The 20,297-nt window shown below is 37.1% G+C and carries 24 protein-coding genes and 2 pseudogenes; 14 read left to right on the forward strand and 12 right to left on the reverse strand.

Annotated features, from left to right (window positions below; all coding sequences use genetic code 11):
• The first annotated feature begins 198 nt into the window (after window positions 1-198).
• From AAEZ22_RS12585 to AAEZ22_RS12595, 3 genes are all read left to right on the forward strand, one after another.
• Window positions 199-510 (forward strand): hypothetical protein, encoded by a 312-nt coding sequence (locus tag AAEZ22_RS12585; RefSeq protein WP_352297460.1) that lies wholly within the window; start codon window positions 199-201, stop codon window positions 508-510.
• A gap of 4 nt (window positions 511-514) precedes the next feature.
• Window positions 515-661, forward strand: a complete 147-nt coding sequence (locus tag AAEZ22_RS12590; RefSeq protein ID WP_352297463.1) for a hypothetical protein — start codon at window positions 515-517, stop codon at window positions 659-661.
• 139 nt (window positions 662-800) lie between these two features.
• Window positions 801-1,007, forward strand: a complete 207-nt coding sequence (locus tag AAEZ22_RS12595) for a hypothetical protein (RefSeq protein ID WP_352297466.1) — start codon at window positions 801-803, stop codon at window positions 1,005-1,007.
• 73 nt (window positions 1,008-1,080) lie between these two features.
• On the opposite strand, the pseudogene AAEZ22_RS18775 reads toward AAEZ22_RS12595, so the two are convergent.
• Window positions 1,081-1,143 (reverse strand): annotated as a pseudogene (locus tag AAEZ22_RS18775) (Mobile element protein); the annotation flags it as partial.
• Window positions 1,144-1,346: 203 nt separating this feature from the next.
• Here AAEZ22_RS18775 and AAEZ22_RS12600 point away from each other — a divergent pair.
• The gene (locus AAEZ22_RS12600) at window positions 1,347-1,589 is read left to right on the forward strand and encodes a hypothetical protein (protein ID WP_089368251.1); all 243 of its coding nucleotides are present in this window, start codon (window positions 1,347-1,349) and stop codon (window positions 1,587-1,589) included.
• Between the two features lie 114 nt (window positions 1,590-1,703).
• Window positions 1,704-2,723: a PDDEXK family nuclease gene (locus AAEZ22_RS12605; RefSeq protein WP_192532755.1), complete on the forward strand. Its 1,020-nt coding sequence runs from the start codon at window positions 1,704-1,706 to the stop codon at window positions 2,721-2,723.
• A 142-nt stretch (window positions 2,724-2,865) separates the two neighbouring features.
• Here AAEZ22_RS12605 and AAEZ22_RS18780 read toward each other — a convergent pair.
• Window positions 2,866-2,940 (reverse strand): annotated as a pseudogene (locus AAEZ22_RS18780) (Mobile element protein); the annotation flags it as partial.
• A gap of 140 nt (window positions 2,941-3,080) precedes the next feature.
• Window positions 3,081-3,965 (reverse strand): LysR family transcriptional regulator, encoded by an 885-nt coding sequence (locus tag AAEZ22_RS12610; RefSeq protein ID WP_011328148.1) that lies wholly within the window; start codon window positions 3,963-3,965, stop codon window positions 3,081-3,083.
• Between the two features lie 269 nt (window positions 3,966-4,234).
• On the opposite strand from AAEZ22_RS12610, the gene AAEZ22_RS12615 reads away from it, so the two are divergent.
• Complete coding sequence (locus AAEZ22_RS12615) at window positions 4,235-5,065, forward strand: sulfite exporter TauE/SafE family protein (RefSeq protein ID WP_352297471.1); 831 nt, start codon at window positions 4,235-4,237, stop codon at window positions 5,063-5,065.
• 127 nt (window positions 5,066-5,192) lie between these two features.
• Here AAEZ22_RS12615 and AAEZ22_RS12620 read toward each other — a convergent pair whose 3' ends face one another.
• A complete protein-coding gene (locus tag AAEZ22_RS12620) occupies window positions 5,193-6,242 on the reverse strand; it encodes a methionine synthase (RefSeq protein ID WP_193038583.1) in 1,050 nt (349 codons plus the stop codon).
• 70 nt (window positions 6,243-6,312) lie between these two features.
• Window positions 6,313-7,287 carry a DUF1852 domain-containing protein gene (locus AAEZ22_RS12625; protein ID WP_193038582.1) on the reverse strand — a complete coding sequence of 325 codons (975 nt, stop codon included), beginning with the start codon at window positions 7,285-7,287 and terminating at the stop codon, window positions 6,313-6,315.
• A 520-nt stretch (window positions 7,288-7,807) separates the two neighbouring features.
• Between AAEZ22_RS12625 and AAEZ22_RS12630 the strand changes: the two genes are divergently transcribed.
• The 3 genes from AAEZ22_RS12630 to AAEZ22_RS12640 all read left to right on the forward strand — a co-directional run bounded on the left by AAEZ22_RS12630 (window position 7,808) and on the right by AAEZ22_RS12640 (window position 9,953).
• Complete coding sequence (locus tag AAEZ22_RS12630) at window positions 7,808-8,122, forward strand: DUF6693 family protein (protein ID WP_011328152.1); 315 nt, start codon at window positions 7,808-7,810, stop codon at window positions 8,120-8,122.
• A gap of 337 nt (window positions 8,123-8,459) precedes the next feature.
• On the forward strand, window positions 8,460-8,810 hold the full coding sequence (locus tag AAEZ22_RS12635; protein WP_011328153.1) for a tautomerase family protein: 351 nt from the start codon (window positions 8,460-8,462) through the stop codon (window positions 8,808-8,810).
• Between the two features lie 144 nt (window positions 8,811-8,954).
• Window positions 8,955-9,953 carry an alpha-amylase family glycosyl hydrolase gene (locus tag AAEZ22_RS12640; protein ID WP_352297476.1) on the forward strand — a complete coding sequence of 333 codons (999 nt, stop codon included), beginning with the start codon at window positions 8,955-8,957 and terminating at the stop codon, window positions 9,951-9,953.
• 307 nt (window positions 9,954-10,260) lie between these two features.
• On the opposite strand, the gene AAEZ22_RS12645 is transcribed toward AAEZ22_RS12640, so the two are convergent.
• The 3 genes from AAEZ22_RS12645 to nirK are packed head-to-tail and all read right to left on the reverse strand — an operon-like array spanning window position 10,261 to window position 13,015.
• Window positions 10,261-10,848, reverse strand: coding sequence for an SCO family protein (locus tag AAEZ22_RS12645; protein ID WP_011328155.1), 588 nt, complete (start codon window positions 10,846-10,848; stop codon window positions 10,261-10,263).
• Between the two features lie 3 nt (window positions 10,849-10,851).
• Entirely contained in the window at window positions 10,852-11,610 is a 759-nt protein-coding gene (locus tag AAEZ22_RS12650; protein ID WP_197182068.1) for a formylglycine-generating enzyme family protein, read from the reverse strand.
• A gap of 1 nt (window position 11,611) precedes the next feature.
• Entirely contained in the window at window positions 11,612-13,015 is a 1,404-nt protein-coding gene (nirK, locus tag AAEZ22_RS12655) for a copper-containing nitrite reductase (protein ID WP_011328157.1), read from the reverse strand.
• Between the two features lie 260 nt (window positions 13,016-13,275).
• Between nirK and AAEZ22_RS12660 the strand changes: the two genes are divergently transcribed.
• The 4 genes from AAEZ22_RS12660 (at window position 13,276) to AAEZ22_RS12675 (ending at window position 15,660) form a co-directional block, all read left to right on the forward strand.
• Window positions 13,276-13,749, forward strand: a complete 474-nt coding sequence (locus AAEZ22_RS12660) for a hypothetical protein (RefSeq protein WP_197182067.1) — start codon at window positions 13,276-13,278, stop codon at window positions 13,747-13,749.
• Window positions 13,750-13,948: 199 nt separating this feature from the next.
• A complete protein-coding gene (locus AAEZ22_RS12665) occupies window positions 13,949-14,455 on the forward strand; it encodes a hypothetical protein (protein ID WP_197182066.1) in 507 nt (168 codons plus the stop codon).
• Window positions 14,456-14,630: 175 nt separating this feature from the next.
• Entirely contained in the window at window positions 14,631-14,756 is a 126-nt protein-coding gene (locus AAEZ22_RS12670) for a hypothetical protein (RefSeq protein ID WP_255319073.1), read from the forward strand.
• Between the two features lie 349 nt (window positions 14,757-15,105).
• Window positions 15,106-15,660, forward strand: coding sequence for a cytochrome b (locus AAEZ22_RS12675; protein WP_179807063.1), 555 nt, complete (start codon window positions 15,106-15,108; stop codon window positions 15,658-15,660).
• Between the two features lie 49 nt (window positions 15,661-15,709).
• Here the strand turns inward: AAEZ22_RS12675 and AAEZ22_RS12680 are convergent, their stop codons facing one another.
• The 3 genes from AAEZ22_RS12680 to AAEZ22_RS12690 form a co-directional block, all read right to left on the reverse strand.
• Window positions 15,710-16,192, reverse strand: a complete 483-nt coding sequence (locus tag AAEZ22_RS12680) for a YeeE/YedE thiosulfate transporter family protein (RefSeq protein ID WP_350545214.1) — start codon at window positions 16,190-16,192, stop codon at window positions 15,710-15,712.
• Between the two features lie 14 nt (window positions 16,193-16,206).
• Entirely contained in the window at window positions 16,207-16,953 is a 747-nt protein-coding gene (locus AAEZ22_RS12685) for a YeeE/YedE thiosulfate transporter family protein (RefSeq protein WP_331459138.1), read from the reverse strand.
• Between the two features lie 219 nt (window positions 16,954-17,172).
• A complete protein-coding gene (locus AAEZ22_RS12690) occupies window positions 17,173-17,832 on the reverse strand; it encodes an SCO family protein (protein WP_197182065.1) in 660 nt (219 codons plus the stop codon).
• A gap of 432 nt (window positions 17,833-18,264) precedes the next feature.
• On the opposite strand from AAEZ22_RS12690, the gene AAEZ22_RS12695 reads away from it, so the two are divergent.
• Window positions 18,265-18,537 (forward strand): TM2 domain-containing protein, encoded by a 273-nt coding sequence (locus tag AAEZ22_RS12695; protein ID WP_350668661.1) that lies wholly within the window; start codon window positions 18,265-18,267, stop codon window positions 18,535-18,537.
• A 120-nt stretch (window positions 18,538-18,657) separates the two neighbouring features.
• On the opposite strand, the gene AAEZ22_RS12700 is transcribed toward AAEZ22_RS12695, so the two are convergent.
• Window positions 18,658-20,175 carry a leucyl aminopeptidase gene (locus tag AAEZ22_RS12700; protein WP_197182064.1) on the reverse strand — a complete coding sequence of 506 codons (1,518 nt, stop codon included), beginning with the start codon at window positions 20,173-20,175 and terminating at the stop codon, window positions 18,658-18,660.
• Window positions 20,176-20,297: the final 122 nt, after the last annotated feature.

Raw genomic sequence — 20,297 nt, forward strand, 5'->3', positions numbered from 1 at the left:
GTGATCAACAGAAGCATATTCCATGTATTAATGAGATAGGTAAATACATTAATTAATGGAACGGAGTAACTATAAGCTATTAAACAAACCCATGAAAAGAATCTTAAACAACTAGAACAAGACTTACGCTACAGAGCAGACAGGAGGCTAAAAATATTTGATCTAAAAGCGTCTGAATACGGTAAGTACGTTACAGACTTGGATGCCTTTGGTAGAAAAAATGAAATTGAGATGCCTGAGCGAATGCAGCCTATTTTTGATGAGTATCTTCAGCACTATCTAGCTGCTGCCGAAGCTGAGGATAAAGAACAGGAGCGAATAGTAATTGGTTGGCTTAGTTCGCAAATATCCGGGTTAATGCAAGAAGGTTTGAAAGATGTTCTAATACTGAAATCTGAATCTAATCGACTCAAACTGATTGCTACTGATGAAATGCTTGAAACATTTGACCGACTTGAGGCATTAACTCAAGAGTCAATGGATTGTACTAATGAATACATGAATACATGAATACATGAATAATTTTACAGAAATTATTTTTAACCAACAAAATGAAAAAACAGAAGCCTTTAAAGTGAAGGCAGCAGAGCTTGGCGCTGAGATTCAGAAGAATTCAAAAGAGCTATTAAATCAAATGAGGCGAGAGCTTAGTGATATTTAGGCATAACAAAGCAAGGCACAACCGCACAGCAAACTGTGCCGGACTCGCTCATTCTTCGCTTGCCTGTGCTTGCAAGCGTTAGCAGGCTTAAATCATTAGAGTTTTATCAGCCTGTATTGATGAATTAAAAAGGATTTGTATGTTTGCTCAAATTTTCTTAGCTTTTGTGGCTGTATTTCTTTTCTATTTAGGTATTGTTGAAAAATCTATTCTCAATATTGGAATAGGTTTTATTTTAATAGTGGTATCAGTTGCTAGATTTTATGCCGCAAAATCGGGTTCATCTAGTCAAGAGGAATTTGATAAATGGCGCGTCAAACGTGAGAATAAAATAAAGGGTGAGTAGCAACAGCGCTGCTAACAACACGCGCTGAGGCTGCTAAATACGTTGATTCATCGTAGGGTGTATTCGTTTTTCAACACTTAAACACGATCCTTATCCATTTAAATGCCTGTGATCTAATAATGCTGTTATGCGGTTTCCTTCGGTCTATTTCTCACTATTTAGCTCTTGCCATTCGCTGGTGGTTATCGTTAAATAACAGTATGTTATTTAAACGGTGATCTTCCTTCAGAGGGCATTCACGTTATAAGTTGATGCCCATGTCGGGCGTACACAAAAAACTCTGCGCCTGTTAGCTAAGCGTTAGTTTTACTTTAAGCTCAGAGTGTTAATGGAATATTTATGCCAATAAAAAAATGGATTGTTCAATACGCTATAGCTCTACCAATTGTTTTTTCTCTGCTGACAAGCGTTCAATACTTAAAAGGCAGAAGTCTAGAATACTCTATTGAATTTGGTATTTTGTGGGCCTGGGTATCGGTAACCATTTTTGCTATTAGGCGTTTCTACAATTATCGCAAAAACATTAATTGTGCTGTTTGCAATGATTTACCTGATAAGAATCAAGATTCTGGTGGTAGTTAAACATAACAAACTGTTAAATAAGGATAAAAAAAGTTAGTTGTTTCGTTTCTCAACATTATAGCCAGCAATTTTTTGCCTCTGAATGAGGCGTTATGTACTCAAAGGAATGTTGAAATGCTCTACAAAATAGAAGAACAAGCTGACGTATTTGAAAAACTAGAACCAGTCGAGTTCAAAGATTTTTCTAGTTTCGGAAAGCTTGAGAAAGATTTGGAAAACTTAATTGCAAATAGCATTTTAGATGTATTGTTTGAGGATGCTAGGTTAATGCCTGTTTTTCAAGAAAGGCAATGGCAAGCAGAAGCTGATATATATGCACTCAATGAAAATGGTGAATTGGTTATATTTGAGTTAAAGCGTGCATCTGCTGGTAAAGATGCTGTTCATCAAGCACTAAGGTACGCACAAGACGCAGGCCAATGGAGCTACCAAAAGTTAGAAAGAAAGTTCAAAGAATATAGCAAAAGCAAAATGTCGCTGGTTGAAGCTCACAGAGAAGCTTTTAACCTAGAGCATGAATTAGAACCAAAAGAAATAAATAATAAGCAACACCTATTGGTTATCGGTAGTGCAGCCGATGAGTCATTAATATCATCCATAGATTACTGGAAGAAAAATGGAATATCTATTGATTTCTTGCCATATCGAGTTTATGAACTTGCTGGAGAAAAGTACTTTGAGTTCTTCGCTCTCCCATACGATAAACATAAAAATCCAAGTGATGTAAAAGGTGTATTATTTGACACAAATCGTAGTTGGGATGAAAACTCTATTTGGTCAATGATGGATAATAGCCGTCTTGAAGCCTATGGTGACGCAAAGAGGTTCGTTCATCATGTTCATGTGGGAGATATTGTTTTCTTTTCGCACAAATGGTGTGGCTTAATAGCTGCTGCAAAAGTTAAAGGTGAAGTCAAAGCTCCAGACAGCGATACTTTGTATCGAGATGTGGATTTTCTAACTCCTATCCCGAGCCGCAAAGATAATATAGTGTCGGCTATGCCTTTTTCTGAGGTTAGCTCAAAAACAGGTAAAAGTTTCTTTTGGGCACGAACGATAAAAGTGCCTTATCTTACAAAAAGTGAAGCGCTTGAATTGGTTGATGAGCTTAACAATTACCTGCGGCGCACATAACAAATCAGAATATAAACACTGGTTAGGTGGTATATTTGTTGAGCCTTCTAAGCGAATTAATAGTGTTTCAAGCTTATTGATTTCCGAAGCTAAAAAAAGAAAAATAAAAGGACAGGCATAAAATATTGCCTGTCCCTTTCTAACACCTAAATACAATCCTTATCCATTTAAATGCCAGTGATCTAATAATGCTGTTATGTGGTTTACTTTTGGCTTTGTTACTTAAAATACACTGTGCTGAATTCAATCAGCTATTTACAACCCCCCAGCCTGCACAGCTGGTTTGTACTAAACATGCGGGTAGGATAACGCGCTTATGAGCCCACACTGTGCATTTAATTTGGTTATGGGTTATGGTTATGTTGTTTTTTTTGCTTGGGCAATAAAGTCATTTAAGTAGTCTATATGCTGCTCGTTGTTACGAATACCGACAAATATTTGTTTGTTAATACCTTGCTCTCCAAACCTTAGGCTTTTGATAGGCATTGTTTTAGAATACTCGTCTACTAGCCAGCCTGGTAAAGCACAAATACCGCGACCCGCAGCGACCATTTGTAGCATGATTTCGGTTGTTTCAATGGTTTTGTGTTTTTTTACTGAGCACTTTGCTGGATTAAGAAACTGGCTAAAAATATCAAGCCTTAGCGGCTCTACAGGGTAACTAAACAATACTTCTTCGCTTAGTTGCTCGGGTAATACAAACTCTTGTGTAGCAAGTTTATGGGATTTAGCAACTACGAGTCTGTGTTCGTAGTTAAACACAGGTATATAGCTTATTTTAGGTTTAAAGAGTGGATCGGGAGTTATTAGTACGTCAATTTCGTAACTTAGTAATGCACCTAAAGCACCAAACTGAAACTCCTGCTTTACGTCAATGTCTATGTCTGGCCAATGCTCTAAATAGGGCTCAATTACTCTAAGTAACCATTGGTAACATGGGTGGCACTCCATGCCAATGCGTAGCGAGCCTAGTTCACCTTTGGCAATTTGATTTAATAATAATTCAGTATGTACAAACTGCGGTAATACTCTGTTTGCCAGTGTTTGAATGTGCTCACCAGCCGCTGTAAGGCGCAAATTTCGACCGTCTTTTTTCCATATTGGCGTACCAACTTGGCCTTCTAGTTTTTTTATACTATGACTTAGTGCCGATTGCGATAAGTACAACGAATTTGCTGCCTTAGTTAGGGTTCCATGTTCTTTTATGGCGGTTAGTATTTCTAAGTGGATCCTTTCCAGCACAAGTTAACTCCTATCTTTAATTTAGCTTTAGATGACTGATATTCATTGGTTGATGAAATTATATCATTTTATCAAGCAAACAAGTTTATTTACTATTAAGGTGGGAATAACTAATTATAACAATACGTTATATTAAACTTAGCGAGAGCTGAGTTTGTAGAGCATGCTAACGTAATTGTTTTATTTAAAAACCTAAAAGCAGGGGCTGTAATTACCTCGTAAATTGACTGAAAGGTCTTTGTTGTGATTAAAAATAGAAGTAATAATTAATGAATATCATTGAATTTATAACAAGTAATATATCTACTTTGTTGGCACTGGTAGCCACAGGCGTATTTGCCGGTATTTTAGCTGGCTTACTCGGTGTTGGCGGTGGAATTGTAATTGTGCCTGTGTTGTTTTTTTTGTTTCAGAGCTTTGGGGTATCGCCCGAGTCTGCAATGTTAATTGCAACTGCAACGTCTTTGGCAACCATAGTGCCTACATCTATTAGTTCAATTAGGTCTCACAATAAAAAAGGCAATGTAGACTTTAACCTTTTAAAACGTTGGGCTGCATTTATTCTTATAGGTGTATTGCTGGGTAGCTGGTTAGTTACTCGGGTTGATGGCAAGTTGCTTACGGTGTTGTTTGGGGCAATAGCGCTGTTATCTGCACTTAATATGCTGTTTAGAACGGGCAAGTCGGCGTTGTATCAAAAACTACCTGGTAAAGTAGGGCAAAGTGTTATGGGCGCATTTATTGGCTTTTTAAGCTCTATGGTGGGAATTGGTGGCGGCACTATTTCGGTGCCATTACTTACTTTATATAACTATCCTGCTCACAAGGCCGTTGGTACAGCTGCAGCAATTGGGTTAATTATTTCATTGCCTGGTGCGCTAACTATGTTGATATTGGGCAGTACGCCAATTGATGCGCCAGCGGGGACCTTTGGTTTGGTTAACTTATTTGGCTTTGCATGTATTGTACCGCTAACCGTACTGTTTGCGCCTGTAGGCGCGTCGTTAGCTGCAAAACTAGATGCAAGTAAACTGAAAAAGATATTTGCTTGTGTACTATTAATTACTGGTTTACGCATGTTAGGGCAAGTGTTTTTATAGGTTTTTAATTTAGTTATTGTTTGTTTAAAAAAGAATGCCCGGCATAGGAGCTCTATGGCGGGCATTCTTTTACATAACTATATTGAAGTGCTTATATTAGTTGGATTATATAGGTTTATTTGTTGGGCTAACTTTTGTTAGCTAGTTCTTTGCGAATTATTTCTGCTCCTGCACTTAAGGCATTTAACTTAGCGTTTGCTACATTACGCGTTAAAGGAGCCATACCACAGTTGGTACAAGGGTAGAGCTTGTCGGCATCAACATATTTAAGCGCTTCGCGCAGGGTATTAGCAACTTTTTCGGGTGTTTCTATGGTGTCGGTTGCTACATCAATAGCGCCTACCATCACTTTTTTGCCGCGAATAAGTTCAAGTAGCTCCATTGGTACATGAGAGTTATGACATTCTAGCGAAATAATATCTATATTCGATTGCTGTAACTTAGGAAACGCTTCTTCGTATTGGCGCCATTCTGAGCCTAATGTTTTTTTCCAATCGGTATTGGCTTTAATGCCGTAGCCGTAGCAAATATGCACCGCGGTTTCGCATTTTAGTCCTTCAATTGCGCGCTCTAAACAGGCAATACCCCAGTCATTAACTTCATCAAAAAATACATTAAATGCTGGTTCATCAAATTGGATAATATTTACCCCTGCAGCTTCTAGCTCTTTGGCCTCTTGATTAAGAATTATGGCAAATTCCCACGCAAGTTTTTCGCGACTTTTATAATGATCGTCATAAAGGGTATCTATCATTGTCATTGGGCCTGGCAAAGCCCATTTTATTGGCTGGTTAGTTTGCTGGCGTAAAAATTTAGCATCTTCAACAAAAACCGGCTTTTGTCGACTAACAGGACCAACAACCGTTGGTACACTTGCATCGTACCTATCGCGAATTTTAACGGTTTTACGCTTTTCAAAATCAACACCGTTGAGGTGCTCAATAAAGGTGGTAACAAAGTGTTGCCTGGTTTGCTCGCCATCACTGACAATATCAATGCCTGCTTGTTGCTGATCGTGTAATGACAAGCGAAGGGCGTCTTGCTTACCTTCAATTAGTTCATCGTCTTGTAATTTCCAAGGCGACCAAAGTGTTTGTGGTTGTGCAAGCCAAACCGGTTTAGGCAAACTGCCCGCAGTTGACGTAGGTAATAGTGTATTGCTAATAAGTGTTTTCATGATAAATAGTGCCGTATATTTAAAGTTATAATTGAACCTAGCTATTGAGCGAAACTGTTAAGCGCCGCTTTTAAACGTAATTGGCAGAGAATTGTTCAAGCACAGTTTGGTATGGCTTAATTAGGTGCTCTTCGGTAAATTTTCCCTGCTGGCTGGCCATTTGGCTACGCTCTTCTCGATCATAAACAATTTGCGTTAATGAATGATCTTGGTTGTTCAAATTTGGTTGATAAGACTTTCCTGCAGGTGCATTTGCATTGTAAATTTCAGGTCGATAGATTTTCTGAAATGTTTCCATGGTACAAATAGTGCTTATAAGTTCAAGGTTAGTGTAATCATTAAGTAAGTCACCAAAAAAGAAAAATGCTAAAGGCGCTACACTGTTTGGTGGCATAAAATAACGTACCTGCAAGCCCATTTTTTTGAAATATTGCTCGGTTAAAGATGACTCATTTGGCAGGTATTCAACGCCTAAAATAGGGTGCTGGTTTTGAGTTTGATGATACGTTTTGTTATCAGAAACACTAATACATATTACAGGTAGTTTATTAAAATTTAGTCTGTAAGTACTTGAGTTAACAAAATGCTGAAACAGCTTGCCGTGCAGCTCACCAAAGTTATCTGGGATACTAAATTTATGTTGATTTTTATTATGATTTTGCAGCAATACGCTAAAGTCATAATCGCGCACATAAGAGGAAAAGTTATTACCTACAATGCCTTCAATGCGTTTATTAGTTTTATGATCAACAATAATTGTTTTTAATATTTCTATTGATGGAAAAGTATTACCACTGCCTTTAATATCTAAATCTACAGAAATAATCTCGAGTTCGACAGAGTAACGATCTCCTTTTGCGTTATCCCAATTCGCTAAAGCATTAAAGCGGTTATCAATCATTTTTAACGCGTTGCGCAAATTAGCTTGGCGGTATTTTCCTCTTGCCAAGTTAGCAAAGTTGGTTGTAAGGCGCGTATCGTTAGATGGCTGATAACTTTCATCAAGAGAAGTGCTCTTAATAGTAAATTTAAAGTCTTTTTTCATGATTTTTGGTATCCATTTATATAATTAAAGCTGAATTTTTTGTTTAACTTCTGAGGTTTTCGGTAATATCTTCAGATTTCCCTGTCAGTAGTCACCACAGTATTTTTTATTTTTACCTAAAGGCTTAATTGCAACCAAGTGCAGTGCGGCTAAAGGTAAAAGCAAGAATGTATTTTATACGTTGTTATTATTATGAATAAAATTGATTTAATTTCATTTATATATGAGGGATTCTCATTAATTGCTTTTCTCGCTAGTTTTGCTGCGTTTATTAGCGTGGCTGTAGGTTTGTGAGGTGTATTTTTGAGGAGGAATAAGTTAAGTGAAAGAATGTTTATTTAATCTAATAAAGCTAAGCAAAAGTATGTAGTAGCTGCTTATAAGTAAATAAACTTCTTTTTGTTTTATGTAAATAATTGAATTGAAATAGGAACTCGGCTATGGTTTATTTAGTAATAACAATAAATTAAAGCGAGTAGGTTTTAACACTCGTTAAGTAAAATCATATCAAGGATTAAATATGAAGATTCAAGCAAATGTAGGAACTATAGATATTTTAGGGCATTTAATACTGTGGTTTATTTTAATACTAATAACGTTTGGTATAGGCGCGTTCTTTTTTCCTTATTCGTTCTCTAAGTTTATTTTGAATCGCTCTGAGTTAATTGACGAACACGGTAATGCAAGAAAAATGGTTTGTAATACAGATATTTTTGGCAGCATTGGCCATGTAATTCTTTGGATTATAATTTCAATACTTACCTTTGGCCTTGGTTATGCCTTTTATTTTTATAAGGTGTGGAACTACTCTTTAAATAATACAACTATTGAGTAATTAACCTTTATACGGCGCATTCGTTTATTAAACAAACTAAATTAAAAAGCATAACTTTAATAGGGTTATGCTTTTTTGTTTTAAGTAAAAAAGTTGAGGGTAAATACCAAAAAACGAATAAAGGAGCTAACCCGATAATAAGTAAGCACCTTATAATGCTTAAAAAGAGAAGTTTTATAAACAAAGTTTAATTTTAAATAATGCTATGTAGATATACAGCACGCTGTATTACAGGCTCAAGCGGAATAAACTCATTAGGTAAGTTACTGTTGATTGTTGCACTCAAACGCAGTGATTTATTATTAACCAAGCGTTATACGCTCAGGAACATATATTTATGCCACACGTAGAAATAAAATATTCAGATAACTTAAAAATAAACACAAAAGAAGTTTTTGATGTTATAGAGCAGATTATAAATAACAAAGACGCCAGTGCTGGGGTATGTAAGTCAAGAGCTTACCCATGCTTAGAATATAAGTACTCGCATATTCTCATTACAATATCGTTATTAACTAAGCCTCACCGAAATAAAGAATTTACATTAGCATTAAGTACTGAGCTAGAGGCATCTATAAAAAAACACCTTAAACAAAGCGTGTATTTTTCGTTAAATATAGAATACAGCCAAGCTTATTACACCACCAATGTTCACCTTGTTGATGGCGATATTTTGGCAGAAACATAAGGCTTATTACTATCTCCTCTTCGAATAAGGGACAGGCATAAAAATCATTTAAACTTTAAATATAATAGTGGACAGGCATAAAAAATGGTAATTCCCTCGCTTTGAACTACTGTTTATATATACATGTAAAACAGAGTGCTAAACATGACCCGTGCCAGAAAATCACTCATAGATTTATCGGCAACACCTTATTACCACCTAATTGCGCGTTGTGTTCGCCGTGCTTTTTTGTGTGGCGATGATAAATACTCAGGCAAAAACTTTGACCACCGTAAGGAGTGGCTTGTTAAGCGGATGAAATTACTGAGCGATGTATTTGCCATTGATATAGCTGCTTACGCTATTATGAGTAATCATTATCATGTTGTGGTTAAAGTAAATAAAAACAAAGCGCTTGATTGGTCTGTTGAAGAGGTTATAAGGCGTTGGTATAAGTTATATAAACAAGGAGACTCTTTGGTTGAACGCTTTTTAAATGGCGAGAAATTAAATGAGGCTAGCTTATATATTTTTAGTGAAATTATAGCAACATGGCGAGCACGACTTTATGATATTAGCTGGTATATGAAAAATCTTAATGAATATATTGCCAGGCAAGCAAATAAAGAAGATAACTGCACAGGAAAATACTGGGAAGGGCGTTATAAATCCCAAGCACTATTAGATGATAAGGCTATTTTAAGTTGTATGGCGTATGTTGATTTGAATCCAATTAGAGCGAAAATAGCTACAGAACTTGAAAACAGTGATTTCACATCAATTCAAGAGCGTATCCATAAATATAAAAACACGCCAAAAAATAGTAAACAACCTGCACAAAAATCAGAGCTTTTTGAGCACAAAAGCCAGCCAATGCAATTACTTAAATTGGGTAGTAATGCAGAACCAGACACGATCCCATTTAGATTAATAGACTATTTAGAGTTAGTAAGTTGGAGTAGTCGTTATTTTACTTGCAATAAACAACGGGAAGTAAGTAAAAATGTACCCAATATATTAGCCAAATTAAATATAGAAGAGGCTGAGTGGCTAAACGCAATTCAGCATTTTCGTAGGCAATATGCAAACTTTGCAGGGAGTAAAGTAAGGTTAATGAATTTAGCTGCGCAGAACCAAGCTAAGTGGTACAAAGGTGTTGGTTAATCTGTAAGTTATTTAATGCAAAATAAATACGAGCATCCGCGAGGTCGTTCATAGATCTGTGTCAGCTTAAGTTAGCAAATATCCATCATATGAAGTGTAAGCCTCTAACTCTCGTTAAAACCTCCCTAAAATCGAATAAACTTTAACTCTGAAAGCCATACACTGGAGTAAATAATAAATAAACTGCGCATTTGCTGTTTAATAAAAATTAAATGCCTGTCCCATATTAAAATTTTTGAAATTAAATAAACACTCTGCTTTGTGCGAGTGTTTATTCATTGTATAGCTTAGTTAAGGGTAGCGTGCTTTAAAAATTTGCGAGCTTTTCAGCGGCTATTGCTGCGTTATTTATTACTCCAAGTTCTTGAAACTTAATACGTCCTTGCTCGTCTAAACCTGTCATTAAGTTGGAGTGATTAACTTCATTGTTGTCTATGTTTTGAAACTTTATATTTAATACCATGGCTAAACTACGAACGTCTTGTGGTGTGCCGGTTAATAAACTCCAGTTTTGTAAATTTAATTTTCGGCTTTGTGCAAATTCTTTTAGTACTGCAGGTGTATCTGTGTCGGGCGTTAACGAGACTAAAATAAAACCTACGTCTTGTTTTTCAGTCTCACTCAGCTTATTTTCAATGGCTTGCATGGTAGAAACAATAGTAGGGCAGGTATGTAAGCAGTGTGTATAAATAAGGCTTATGACTTGTTTTTTACCGCTAAAGCTACTTAAAGTACGTTTATTAGCGTCTTGATCTAACCATGTACTGTTAAGCTGATAAACAGAGTTTTGTGGTATATTTTGCGAGTAAGCGTATGAGCTGGCAAGCATGCATATCAGCCCTAATATTTTGAGTGTTATATTATTAGAAATAATAGCTGGGTTATATTTTATCATTTTTTATTCCTTTGATTTCGCACAGCGAAACCCTAAATTGGGTAAAGTATATTTGGCCTGCAAACTAGATCGAAAGCCAAAGCGCATAAATGCGGCATAATCACTGGGATCAGCAGCACCTTGTGCTCCTGCGGCGCAAAATAATTTTTGATTTATATCACTATCACCACGGGACTCGCCGCTGACCAAAGCGGAGTTAAAATCCTCTGTCCATTCCCAAATTAAGCCGTGTAAGTCTTGTGCTCCCCAATAGTTTGCTGGGTTAGTACCAACCTCGGGGAGCTGTTTGCTACTAGGGCGGCTATACCATTGTAAAATACGTTGGTTATAGCTTTTCTCTAGGCTGCCATTGGGCTGGGTTGCACTGGCACTGGCAACACGTTCCCACTGAGCAACCGTGGGTAAGCTTTTATTAAGTGAATGGCAATAAGCTTGGGCTGCAAACCACGATACGTTAACTACAGGGCTGTTTAATTGTCCTTGTGACGGCTGCTTTGGAGTTAGATTTTGTTGCCAATGTTGTAAATATTGAGCCTCTGCAAATATGCTAGGTATTTGCTGCGACTGCCAACGAGGGTTATTTATTACAAACGTTAAATATTGCGCGTTAGTCACAGGCGTAACATCTATGCTAAAAGCGCCCACAAATGTTTGTGGGCTGTTTTTATTCATATAAAGCGGCCTGTAGTTACCCGCGGGCAGCGCTACCATTTTAGGATGCTCTGCCAGTGTCAGTGTCATCGTTAATAAAGAAAAAATCATGTTACTTGCGCTGCTTAGCAACTTGTTCAGCAGAGACTTTTCCGCCGGCGTTATCCCAGTTATTTAGTACAAAGGTAATAACATTGGCAATATCTTCGTCATTTAGGTTCATTGCTGGCATTACGCCGTTGTAGTTAACGTTATTAACTTTAATCGGACCCGATAAGCCTTTAATAATCGCATTAACACCTAAAAGTGGGTTGTTGTTCAAATAATCAGACTTTGCTAAAGGCGGGAATGCTCCGGGAATACCTTCGCCATTAGCTTGATGGCAAGCCATACAGTTAGCTTCATAAACACGTTGGCCGAATCGTATTTGTTCATCTTTATTGTTGGCTGTTATTTTAGTAAAAGTATTGTCTAACGACTGTATTGCTGAGCCTTCTGGTAAATATACGTTTTCAGCTGTTTTGCCTGTAAAAATAGAATGGTCGTCAGGACCTTCTACTTTTAGCATTGCGAGTGCACCTTTGTTAAATGCTCTAAAAATAGAATGATCAACCAAAATAAAGGTGCCTGGTACTTCTACTTTAAATTCCACAATGGCAGCGCCGCCAGCGGGGATCAATGTGGTTTGTACGTTGTGATTTTTTAAACTGCCGCCTTCTACATAAACGGTATCAAAAATTTCGCCTATTACATGAAAAGAAGAAACCAAGTTAGGGCCACCATTACCAATATATAATCGAACTGTTTCACCTACTTTAGCGGTTAAAGAGTTTTCATCTGTGGTACTGCCTACTGAGCCATTAAATACTACGTAGTCGGCATCTTCATCTATTGCTTTTGCCATATCAAAAGGTTGCAGGCCAGCTTCACCAAATTCACCTTTAGTATAAAAATCCCCTTGTACTAAATAATACTCTCGGTCTACGGGCGCAAGGCCTTCTTTTGGTTCAACTAAAATTAAGCCATACATGCCATTGGCTATGTGCATACCAACAGGAGCCGTGGCGCAATGATAAATATAAAGCCCAGGATTAAGTGCTTTAAAATTAAATGTTGAGGTGTGTCCTGGGGCCGTAAATGACGATTCCGCGCCACCACCTGGGCCTGTTACCGCATGTAAGTCAATATTGTGCGGCATTTTTGAGCTAGGGTGATTTGAGAGGTTAAACTCAATTTCATCACCTTCTCTAACTCGAATAAAACTCCCTGGTACGGTTTCACCAAATGACCAAAATACATATTCAACGCCATCGGCAATTCGCCCTACTTGTTCTCTTGTTTCTAGGTTGATAACTACTTTTGCACTGTGATCTCTATTAATGGCGGGCGGCACCATAGGAGGAGGCGTTAGTATTGCTTGTTCAGTTTTTAAATTACTGGCAGCAAGTAGGTTACCACTAAATAAAATAGCTATTAGAGGGAGCCATAGGGTGTGCTTATTAGGTTGTATTTTCATTTTATATTTTCCATTATAAATGACGATTAACTTAGTATTGCGCTTAAGTGCAAAAATGACTTGATACAGATCAATTAACTGCCGATGAGCAAAAGTTTAGTACTGATCAGCAATGTTAACGAGTTTGATTTTAAATCTATTGTTTGTTTTTATTGAGGTATAGCTTTTTATGAGTGAGTTAACGATTTATTGTTGTAAGCATGCTGTTAACTTTCTTTGGAAACTATATAATTAAATTTATATCAATAAGGATGATGATGATGACAAATAAAGTAGAGGTTTCGGCCAAAAGTGGAATGCATTTTAAGTTTTACAGTGATGACGTAGAAGTTACTTATTACTGCTCGCCCGTATCGGGAAAAGAAGTTGTAAAAGTTAACGGTGAGATAGTTAGCGAAGCACAAAACTTTAAGTTTAGCTCTACTCATCAGTTTGAAATAAATGGCAACCCGGCCAAAATTAGGCTAAAAGCCCACGGTTTAACTAAAAACGTGACACTTTGTGAGTTTTTTGTGGCTGATGAATTAGTTAAAGCTTATAAACTTACTTACGGTACCAAAGGTAAAGTTCCGCTTATGGCTCAGCTTGTTATTAGTGTTATTGCCGCTGCAGTGGGTTGGTTTTTTGCAGCACAGTTTTTATCATCTTGGTTAGCTTTTGCAATAATGATAGCGCTTTTAGGATTAGCAGTGTTTAAATTTGAAAAGCCAAGCAGGGAATGCGAAGAGGTTTAGTAACACCTCTATAAAACTTTAAATTACCTACCTTATATCCCGTATTTTTAACACTGCAGCGAGCCCTAGTTGCAGTAATTTTATTTAACTAATAAAGTTAACAAAATTTATTGCTCATTTACCTATTCGAGTAGTAGTATAGCCGACCTTTTTAGCTCAGTAACTGAGCTAAATACTACTATGAAAATTTAGGTTATTAATGAAGTTATGTATTGTCGGTTTTTTATTTGCGTTTAGTGCCTGTTTTAGTTCCCTTGCTTTAGCGCAAACTACGCAAGAGTATAGTGCTGTGCAAAATGTTTCAGCAGATGCGGCGGGTCATATAAAAGTTGAGACGTTAACTAACATTGAACCTAATAACAGCTACGACTGGCACATTCATTCCTACTGGGAAAACCGCTATGTTACTGAAGGGCGTGATAACTTAGCAAATAAAGGGATTACCTCAGTATCTACAGAGCTAAATTATGAAAATTTCATAATTATTCCTTGGTTTGCTAAAGGCATTAATACCGATTATTCAGAAGTGAATTTAAATATAATATACGCAACGGTATTATCAAAAAACCTTGAGCTATTAAGTGGGTATAGTGCAATTGCCTCGCGCGAAGAAAGCAGTAATGCTTACGATAATGAGGTTAGCCTTGAGCTTATTTACTCTTTTGCACAGCAGGTTCAGCTTATAAGTAGTTTATTATTCTTTTGATGCTCAAGGTGCTTTTTTAGATGTTGCGCTAAATAAACAGTATCAATTAACGCCCGTATTACAGCTTGATTTTAAAACCAGTGTTGGCTTTAATTCAGGGTATGTGGCCGATGGGCATAATGGTGCTAATCATGTGCAATTTAGTGCGAATTTATCTTACTCAGTAATAAAAAACATGCAGTTATACGCATATAGCAACTACAGTTTTGCTATTAATAAAGATTCTAACCGCTATGCCGACGATGAATTATTACAAGATGTATTTTGGGCGGGGCTTGGTTTAAGTTATCAATACAGATAGCGCCTATAAATATAAGTTAAATAGTCATTGTGCTAGATCATTAAAAGCTTACTTTAAACACTGTAAAAGTTTTAAACGCGCTAAACTTCTTAAGTAACCTGAGCTCCGGATAATAAACTTATCTCAAGCAGCTGTTTTCAGCGCTAACTGCGTTGAATTTACTTGCAATAGGCCAGCTATTGACGCGTAAATTCGCCTTGTTTTCACTGAAAACCTCTGGCTAGAGAAAATAAAATTAAATATAACGATGATTCAATATGTTAGTAAATCTCTTAACCAGAGTTCAGGTTAAGTACGGTGTGCTTGAGAAGTAAAGAGCGCATTTATTTCTTAGATTTTTAGAGGTTTTATGGCTATAAAAAACACATCTACCCATTACAATAAACTCTCAATAATCCTGCACTGGCTAATGTTATTAGTATTAATTGCTGTGTATGCCTCTATTGAACTACGGGTTTTATTTGATAAGGGCACAGAAACTCGCGATTTATTTAAAATGTGGCATTTTATGCTGGGGTTATCAGTTTTATTACTTGTTACTATTCGGCTATTTATTCGTTTAAAAAGTGGTTCTAAACCATTAATAACGCCCAGTCCAGCAAAATGGCAAACCATGGCAGCTAGTATTACGCACATTGCACTTTATGCTTTTATGTTTGCAATGCCTTTGGCAGGTTGGTTTATGCTGAGTTTATTTGATGCGCCAATCCCTTTTTATGGTTTTGAATTACCCGCATTAGCGGCAAAAAACACTGATCTGGCAAAACAAATTAAATACCTACACGAAACAACGGGCGTACTTGGTTATTACTTAATTGCATTACATGCCAGCGCAGCACTTCTGCATCATTATATTATTAAAGACAATACACTTAAACGTATACTGTTTAAAAATAACGGTTAGTAAAAGTGCCGACTTATAATTTAAGTCGGTATTTTAATTATAAAAGGTATTATTTAATAACAGCATGTTGCAGCTTATTACCCAGTATTCCACCAAGCAGTAAAAAAATTAGGTAAATCCAACCTGACAATGAAAAGTTAGCGATAGGGGTAAATAATGCACCTACATTGCAGCCATTGGCAAAACGCGTACCAAACCCCATTAGTAGCCCGCCAAGTGCAAATAAAGCAAACTGTTTAGCTGAGTGGTTTATTTTAAATGAAAACGAAAATTTCCCCATAAGCAGCACGGCTATTAATGTGCCTAACATTATTGCAAAGTTTTGTACCGAAATAGCATGATCAAAAAAGCCTGTAGTAAACATTACTTCGGGTCTTAGAGTAAAGTTTGCAATATCGTTTGCGCTTATGCCAAGTAGCATTACAAGCTTACCAAAGCATATGCCAAAAGGGGTAGAAGCACCCCAGCCCGAACAAGTTGACGCCATCATTACACCAAATATAATTGCAATTACTAAAGCAGAAGTGCGCATTTCCCACATGTTTCCTATCCAGCGTTTATATGTGTGGGTGCTAAAAAATGTAAATTGTTGTGTACTAACTGGTTTTGTCGGGCTATTTCACCGTCAACCCCTAAATAAGATCCACTTTTTTGTCGGTAGTTCTCATATTTTTTAGCCAGCACTACAACAATTAAAGCAAAAGCAATCGTAACTAAAATAGCAATAAAGTAGCCATTTAATGGCCCCCAACTAAACAAATCGGGCAGGTAAACACCTTGTTCAGCATAACTACTTGTAGAGATTACACTTTGCGTTATCCAGCTTTGCGTTGCTTGTAGCGGAAAGCCAAAAAACACACCTGCTCCAAAAAATACCAATGTTGTTAGTGCGCGTGCTACATCGCTTACCATTTCTACCATCATGCTGGTAGCACAGCAGCTCGACAAGCTCATACCGGCACCAAACATTACGCCACCAATAATCAGGCCCAAATTAATAGGGTTAACCCATAAGTTATAACTTGTTGAATCTGTATTTACTAATAAGCCAGCATTTATAATGGCAGTAATAACAAACATAAACATAAGAGTTTGCAATAGCTGTGTTGAGCCACGTCGGTATGCGCGATTAATGCTGCCAGCAAAACCAATTGAACCTTTCGCTAAGGCAAAACCCAAAGCTAAGCCTAACAGTAGACGTAAAAACAGTGATGATGTTTCGAGAAATAGTGCCCCTAACAAAATAGATAAAATAGCAATAGCGCTACCTAGTATGGCTTGTTTTTTATTCACGTAAGTACCCAATAATTAATAATACAAAGCTGAAGTGTAAGTGAAGTGCGGATTATTCTATTGTGCTGCAAATAAGCCCAACGCTACTATATATACGTCATTAATGCTCTATGTTGTAAGCGAATGATGTAATTGATTAAAAAATATATGAGAGATTTGAAGTGGACTTATTTGCTAATAAAGTGTTTTATATTTGTGTTTTTAGTAATAGTGAGTAGCTTAAAAGTTGGCAAGCTCCTTAGCAGTGAAAGTTGCATTACTAATTACACCCGTTTTTTGAAACTTGATTCTGCCTTGCTGATCAAGCACCGTCATTATATTAGAGTGCTCTACCTCGCTATTCCCTATATTTTGATACTTAATGTTTAATGCTGCAGCTAAGCTGCGCACATCATCGGCTGAGCCTGTTAATAAGCTCCAATTATGTGCACTTAGTTTTCTGCTTTGGGCAAAGCTTTGTAATACCGTCGGGGTGTCTGTATCAGGGGTAAGCGAGACTAATATAAATCCAACATTGTTTTTTTCTTCATCACTAAGCTTATTTTCAATAGCTTGCATGGTCGACACAATAGTAGGGCAGGTATGCGCACAATGTGTGTAAATAAGGCTCACTATTTGCTTTTTACCACTAAAGCTACTTAATAAACGCTCGTGGCCATCTTGATCTAACCACGTATTATTTAATTGGTATATCGAGTTTTGAGGAATGTTTTGAGCTGGAGCCTGTTTGCTATCTTTAGATGAAGCTTGAGCATAGGCTTGTAAGTAAGCCTGTGTGTAGGTTTGTGAGAAGCCTAGTGAGTAAGCGGCTGAGCTGGTTAATAATGCCGTAACAGTACACATTTTAACAAATAGTGTTATCGATTTAAATTTTATCATTTTGATACTCCATTAAAAAACCACAATTAACTTAGTGCTGCGCTATTAAGCAAAAAGGGTTTATGCAGAACAACTAACTAAATGTAAATTTTGTTAACATTATTTATGTGTTGATTATTGATACTATCGAGTTTTACTAGCTGCACATCGTTTATTTGCACTATATAAATCATGTATAAGCACCCAAATGTAAAATAGTTGTTTTATTTTTGTTGGGTGTGGTTTGCCTATTGTGCTAAGTTTTTAGCTGTTAAATATTTTCAAGTATCTAAAAATCAAACTAATAATTTATATACTGACATTTACTTAACTACGCTATGAAGCATATTTATAAACAATGGAGAGTTATTAATGAGTGATGCAGCAACATTAAAAAGTGCAGACGAAAAGTTTTGTTCGGACTGTTGAGGCGTAATTAGTTTAAAAGCAGAAATTTGTCCTAAATGTGGGGTAAGACAAACAGCGCCACCTAATTCATTAGGTGGTACTGCGCCCAATGGTAAGAGTAAAATAGCTGCAGCATTGCTTGCGGTATTTTTGGGTGGCTTTGGTGTTCATAAGTTTTACTTAGGGCAAATTGGCTTAGGTTTTATTTATCTGTTGTTCTTTTGGACAGCTATTCCGGCGATCATTGCATTTGTAGAGTTTATTATTTTATTAACCATGAGCGATGAAGCGTTTAATAATAAATATGGTTACGACTAAAACGTGTTTGACCTTCTAGGTTAAAGGTTATATTGCTTTAACTAACAATAAAAAACGCCAAAAGCATATATGTGCTTTTGGCGTTTTGTGTTTTAGCTAGTAAAGCTAACTAATGTATATTTAATTACTTAGTAGCCATTCACTCAATAAACGCACGCCAAATCCGGTACCGCCAGCAGATACTTCGTCTTTGCCTTTTTTAGCTAATGCATTGCCGGCTATGTCAATGTGTACCCAGCGAGTGTCACCGGCAAAATGCTCTAAAAAGCTTGCTGCAGTAGTTGCACCAGGGCCGCTGGAGCCAACATTGGTTAAATCAGCAATATCCGACTTTAAAGCATCTTTATACCCTAAAGGTAGGCGCCATAAGTTTTCGTTAACCTGTTTACCGGCTAAGGTTAATTGCGTTACTAATTTATCATCTTGTGAAAATACTGCAGCGTATTCATTGCCAACAGCACCTACTTTAGAGCCAGTTAATGTGGCTACATCAATCATTATTTCAGGATTAAAGTGCTTACGCGCATACCACATTGAATCGCTAAGTACCAAGCGGCCCTCTGCGTCGGTATTAAGTATTTCTACACTTAAACCTTCAGCGGTACGTACTACGTCGCCCGGTGCTACAGCAAATTGCGACACCATGTTAGCGGCCATACCCATCACTGCAACTACGTTTTTATCTGCTTTAGCAAGTGCCATTGCTTTTACAGTACCCAGTACCGCTGCTGCACCTGCCATGTCTGATTTCATTCGTGCAATAGATGCACCTGTTTTAATGCTGTAGCCGCCAGAGTCAAATGTAATACCTTTACCTATTAGGGCAATAGGTACGTCGTTAGACCCTTTATAATGAGCAACTACAAGGCGAGCGCCTTGTTCGCTACCACGGCCAACAGCTTCAAGCGCTCCCATACCTAGCTCTTTTAATTGTGCAGGCTCAAGTACGCTAATAGTAACGCCAAGAGACTCTAACTCTTTAGCTGCATTGGCAAAGTCGACCGGGGTCATGTGGGTAGCAACTTCAGAAGTTAAGTCGCGGGCCAAAAACACCCCAGCTTGAATGCTTTGTAGCAACTTATATGTTTTTTGTGTTTGCTTAGTGTTAGCAACATCAAATGTGTAACTAATAGTTTCTGTGCTGGCTTTTTGCTTATATTTTTCAAAGCGGTGGTCGCGTAAATTAGCACCGTGAGCAAAGTTAGCTGCTAACTCGGCATTATTATTTAAGCCGGTTACGTCATCAAATATTACACTTGCGGTTGTTACTTTATTACCGAGTAAGCGAGCATGTATATTGCCACCTAATTTTGTAATACGGGCTTTATCTAGTTCTTTTTGTTTACCCGTACCTACCACTAATATACGATCATATTTACTGTTTTGTGGTGCTATAAGTTCGGCAACACTGGCGTAATCGCCTTTAAAGTTTTCAATGTCTATTACGCGCTCTAAATGCTGTTTAAACTCTTTATTAAGTGCTTTAAATTGTTTGTTTTTTCCATCTTGGCTATAAAATACGACTAATGTTTGTGCATCTTTGTTTATGTTTGATGAGAAAGTAAACTCAGCTGCGTGCGTACTCATACCAGCACAAAGCGCTATAGCTAAAGAAGAGGCTTTAATTATGTTTGTCATTGTTTGACCCAAAAGAATATAAAGCCCTGTTTTACCTTATTTTAGCCCAATAGGTTAAGCCCTATACGTTGAATGAGCATATTAGCGCGATGTATAGCGATGAGCTGTTATATTAAAGTGTG

The sequence above is a fragment of the Pseudoalteromonas sp. 20-MNA-CIBAN-0454 genome, assembly GCF_040308685.1.
Taxonomy (GTDB): Bacteria; Pseudomonadota; Gammaproteobacteria; order Enterobacterales; family Alteromonadaceae; genus Pseudoalteromonas; species Pseudoalteromonas nigrifaciens.

What these genes read in the sequence shown, in the direction of transcription:
- nirK (WP_011328157.1), bottom strand. Translation starts at nt 13,015, where the DNA reads ATGAAAATACAACCTAATAAGCACACCCTATGGCTCCCTCTAATAGCT.
- AAEZ22_RS12615 (WP_352297471.1), top strand. Translation starts at nt 4,235, where the DNA reads ATGAATATCATTGAATTTATAACAAGTAATATATCTACTTTGTTGGCA.
- AAEZ22_RS12620 (WP_193038583.1), bottom strand. Translation starts at nt 6,242, where the DNA reads ATGAAAACACTTATTAGCAATACACTATTACCTACGTCAACTGCGGGC.
- AAEZ22_RS12640 (WP_352297476.1), top strand. Translation starts at nt 8,955, where the DNA reads ATGACCCGTGCCAGAAAATCACTCATAGATTTATCGGCAACACCTTAT.
- AAEZ22_RS12605 (WP_192532755.1), top strand. Translation starts at nt 1,704, where the DNA reads ATGCTCTACAAAATAGAAGAACAAGCTGACGTATTTGAAAAACTAGAA.
- AAEZ22_RS12660 (WP_197182067.1), top strand. Translation starts at nt 13,276, where the DNA reads ATGACAAATAAAGTAGAGGTTTCGGCCAAAAGTGGAATGCATTTTAAG.
- AAEZ22_RS12650 (WP_197182068.1), bottom strand. Translation starts at nt 11,610, where the DNA reads ATGATTTTTTCTTTATTAACGATGACACTGACACTGGCAGAGCATCCT.
- AAEZ22_RS12700 (WP_197182064.1), bottom strand. Translation starts at nt 20,175, where the DNA reads ATGACAAACATAATTAAAGCCTCTTCTTTAGCTATAGCGCTTTGTGCT.
- AAEZ22_RS12635 (WP_011328153.1), top strand. Translation starts at nt 8,460, where the DNA reads ATGCCACACGTAGAAATAAAATATTCAGATAACTTAAAAATAAACACA.
- AAEZ22_RS12680 (WP_350545214.1), bottom strand. Translation starts at nt 16,192, where the DNA reads ATGCGCACTTCTGCTTTAGTAATTGCAATTATATTTGGTGTAATGATG.
- AAEZ22_RS12670 (WP_255319073.1), top strand. Translation starts at nt 14,631, where the DNA reads ATGCAGTTATACGCATATAGCAACTACAGTTTTGCTATTAATAAAGAT.
- AAEZ22_RS12690 (WP_197182065.1), bottom strand. Translation starts at nt 17,832, where the DNA reads ATGATAAAATTTAAATCGATAACACTATTTGTTAAAATGTGTACTGTT.
- AAEZ22_RS12625 (WP_193038582.1), bottom strand. Translation starts at nt 7,287, where the DNA reads ATGAAAAAAGACTTTAAATTTACTATTAAGAGCACTTCTCTTGATGAA.
- AAEZ22_RS12665 (WP_197182066.1), top strand. Translation starts at nt 13,949, where the DNA reads ATGAAGTTATGTATTGTCGGTTTTTTATTTGCGTTTAGTGCCTGTTTT.
- AAEZ22_RS12675 (WP_179807063.1), top strand. Translation starts at nt 15,106, where the DNA reads ATGGCTATAAAAAACACATCTACCCATTACAATAAACTCTCAATAATC.
- AAEZ22_RS12645 (WP_011328155.1), bottom strand. Translation starts at nt 10,848, where the DNA reads ATGATAAAATATAACCCAGCTATTATTTCTAATAATATAACACTCAAA.
- AAEZ22_RS12590 (WP_352297463.1), top strand. Translation starts at nt 515, where the DNA reads ATGAATAATTTTACAGAAATTATTTTTAACCAACAAAATGAAAAAACA.
- AAEZ22_RS12600 (WP_089368251.1), top strand. Translation starts at nt 1,347, where the DNA reads ATGCCAATAAAAAAATGGATTGTTCAATACGCTATAGCTCTACCAATT.
- AAEZ22_RS12595 (WP_352297466.1), top strand. Translation starts at nt 801, where the DNA reads ATGTTTGCTCAAATTTTCTTAGCTTTTGTGGCTGTATTTCTTTTCTAT.
- AAEZ22_RS12630 (WP_011328152.1), top strand. Translation starts at nt 7,808, where the DNA reads ATGAAGATTCAAGCAAATGTAGGAACTATAGATATTTTAGGGCATTTA.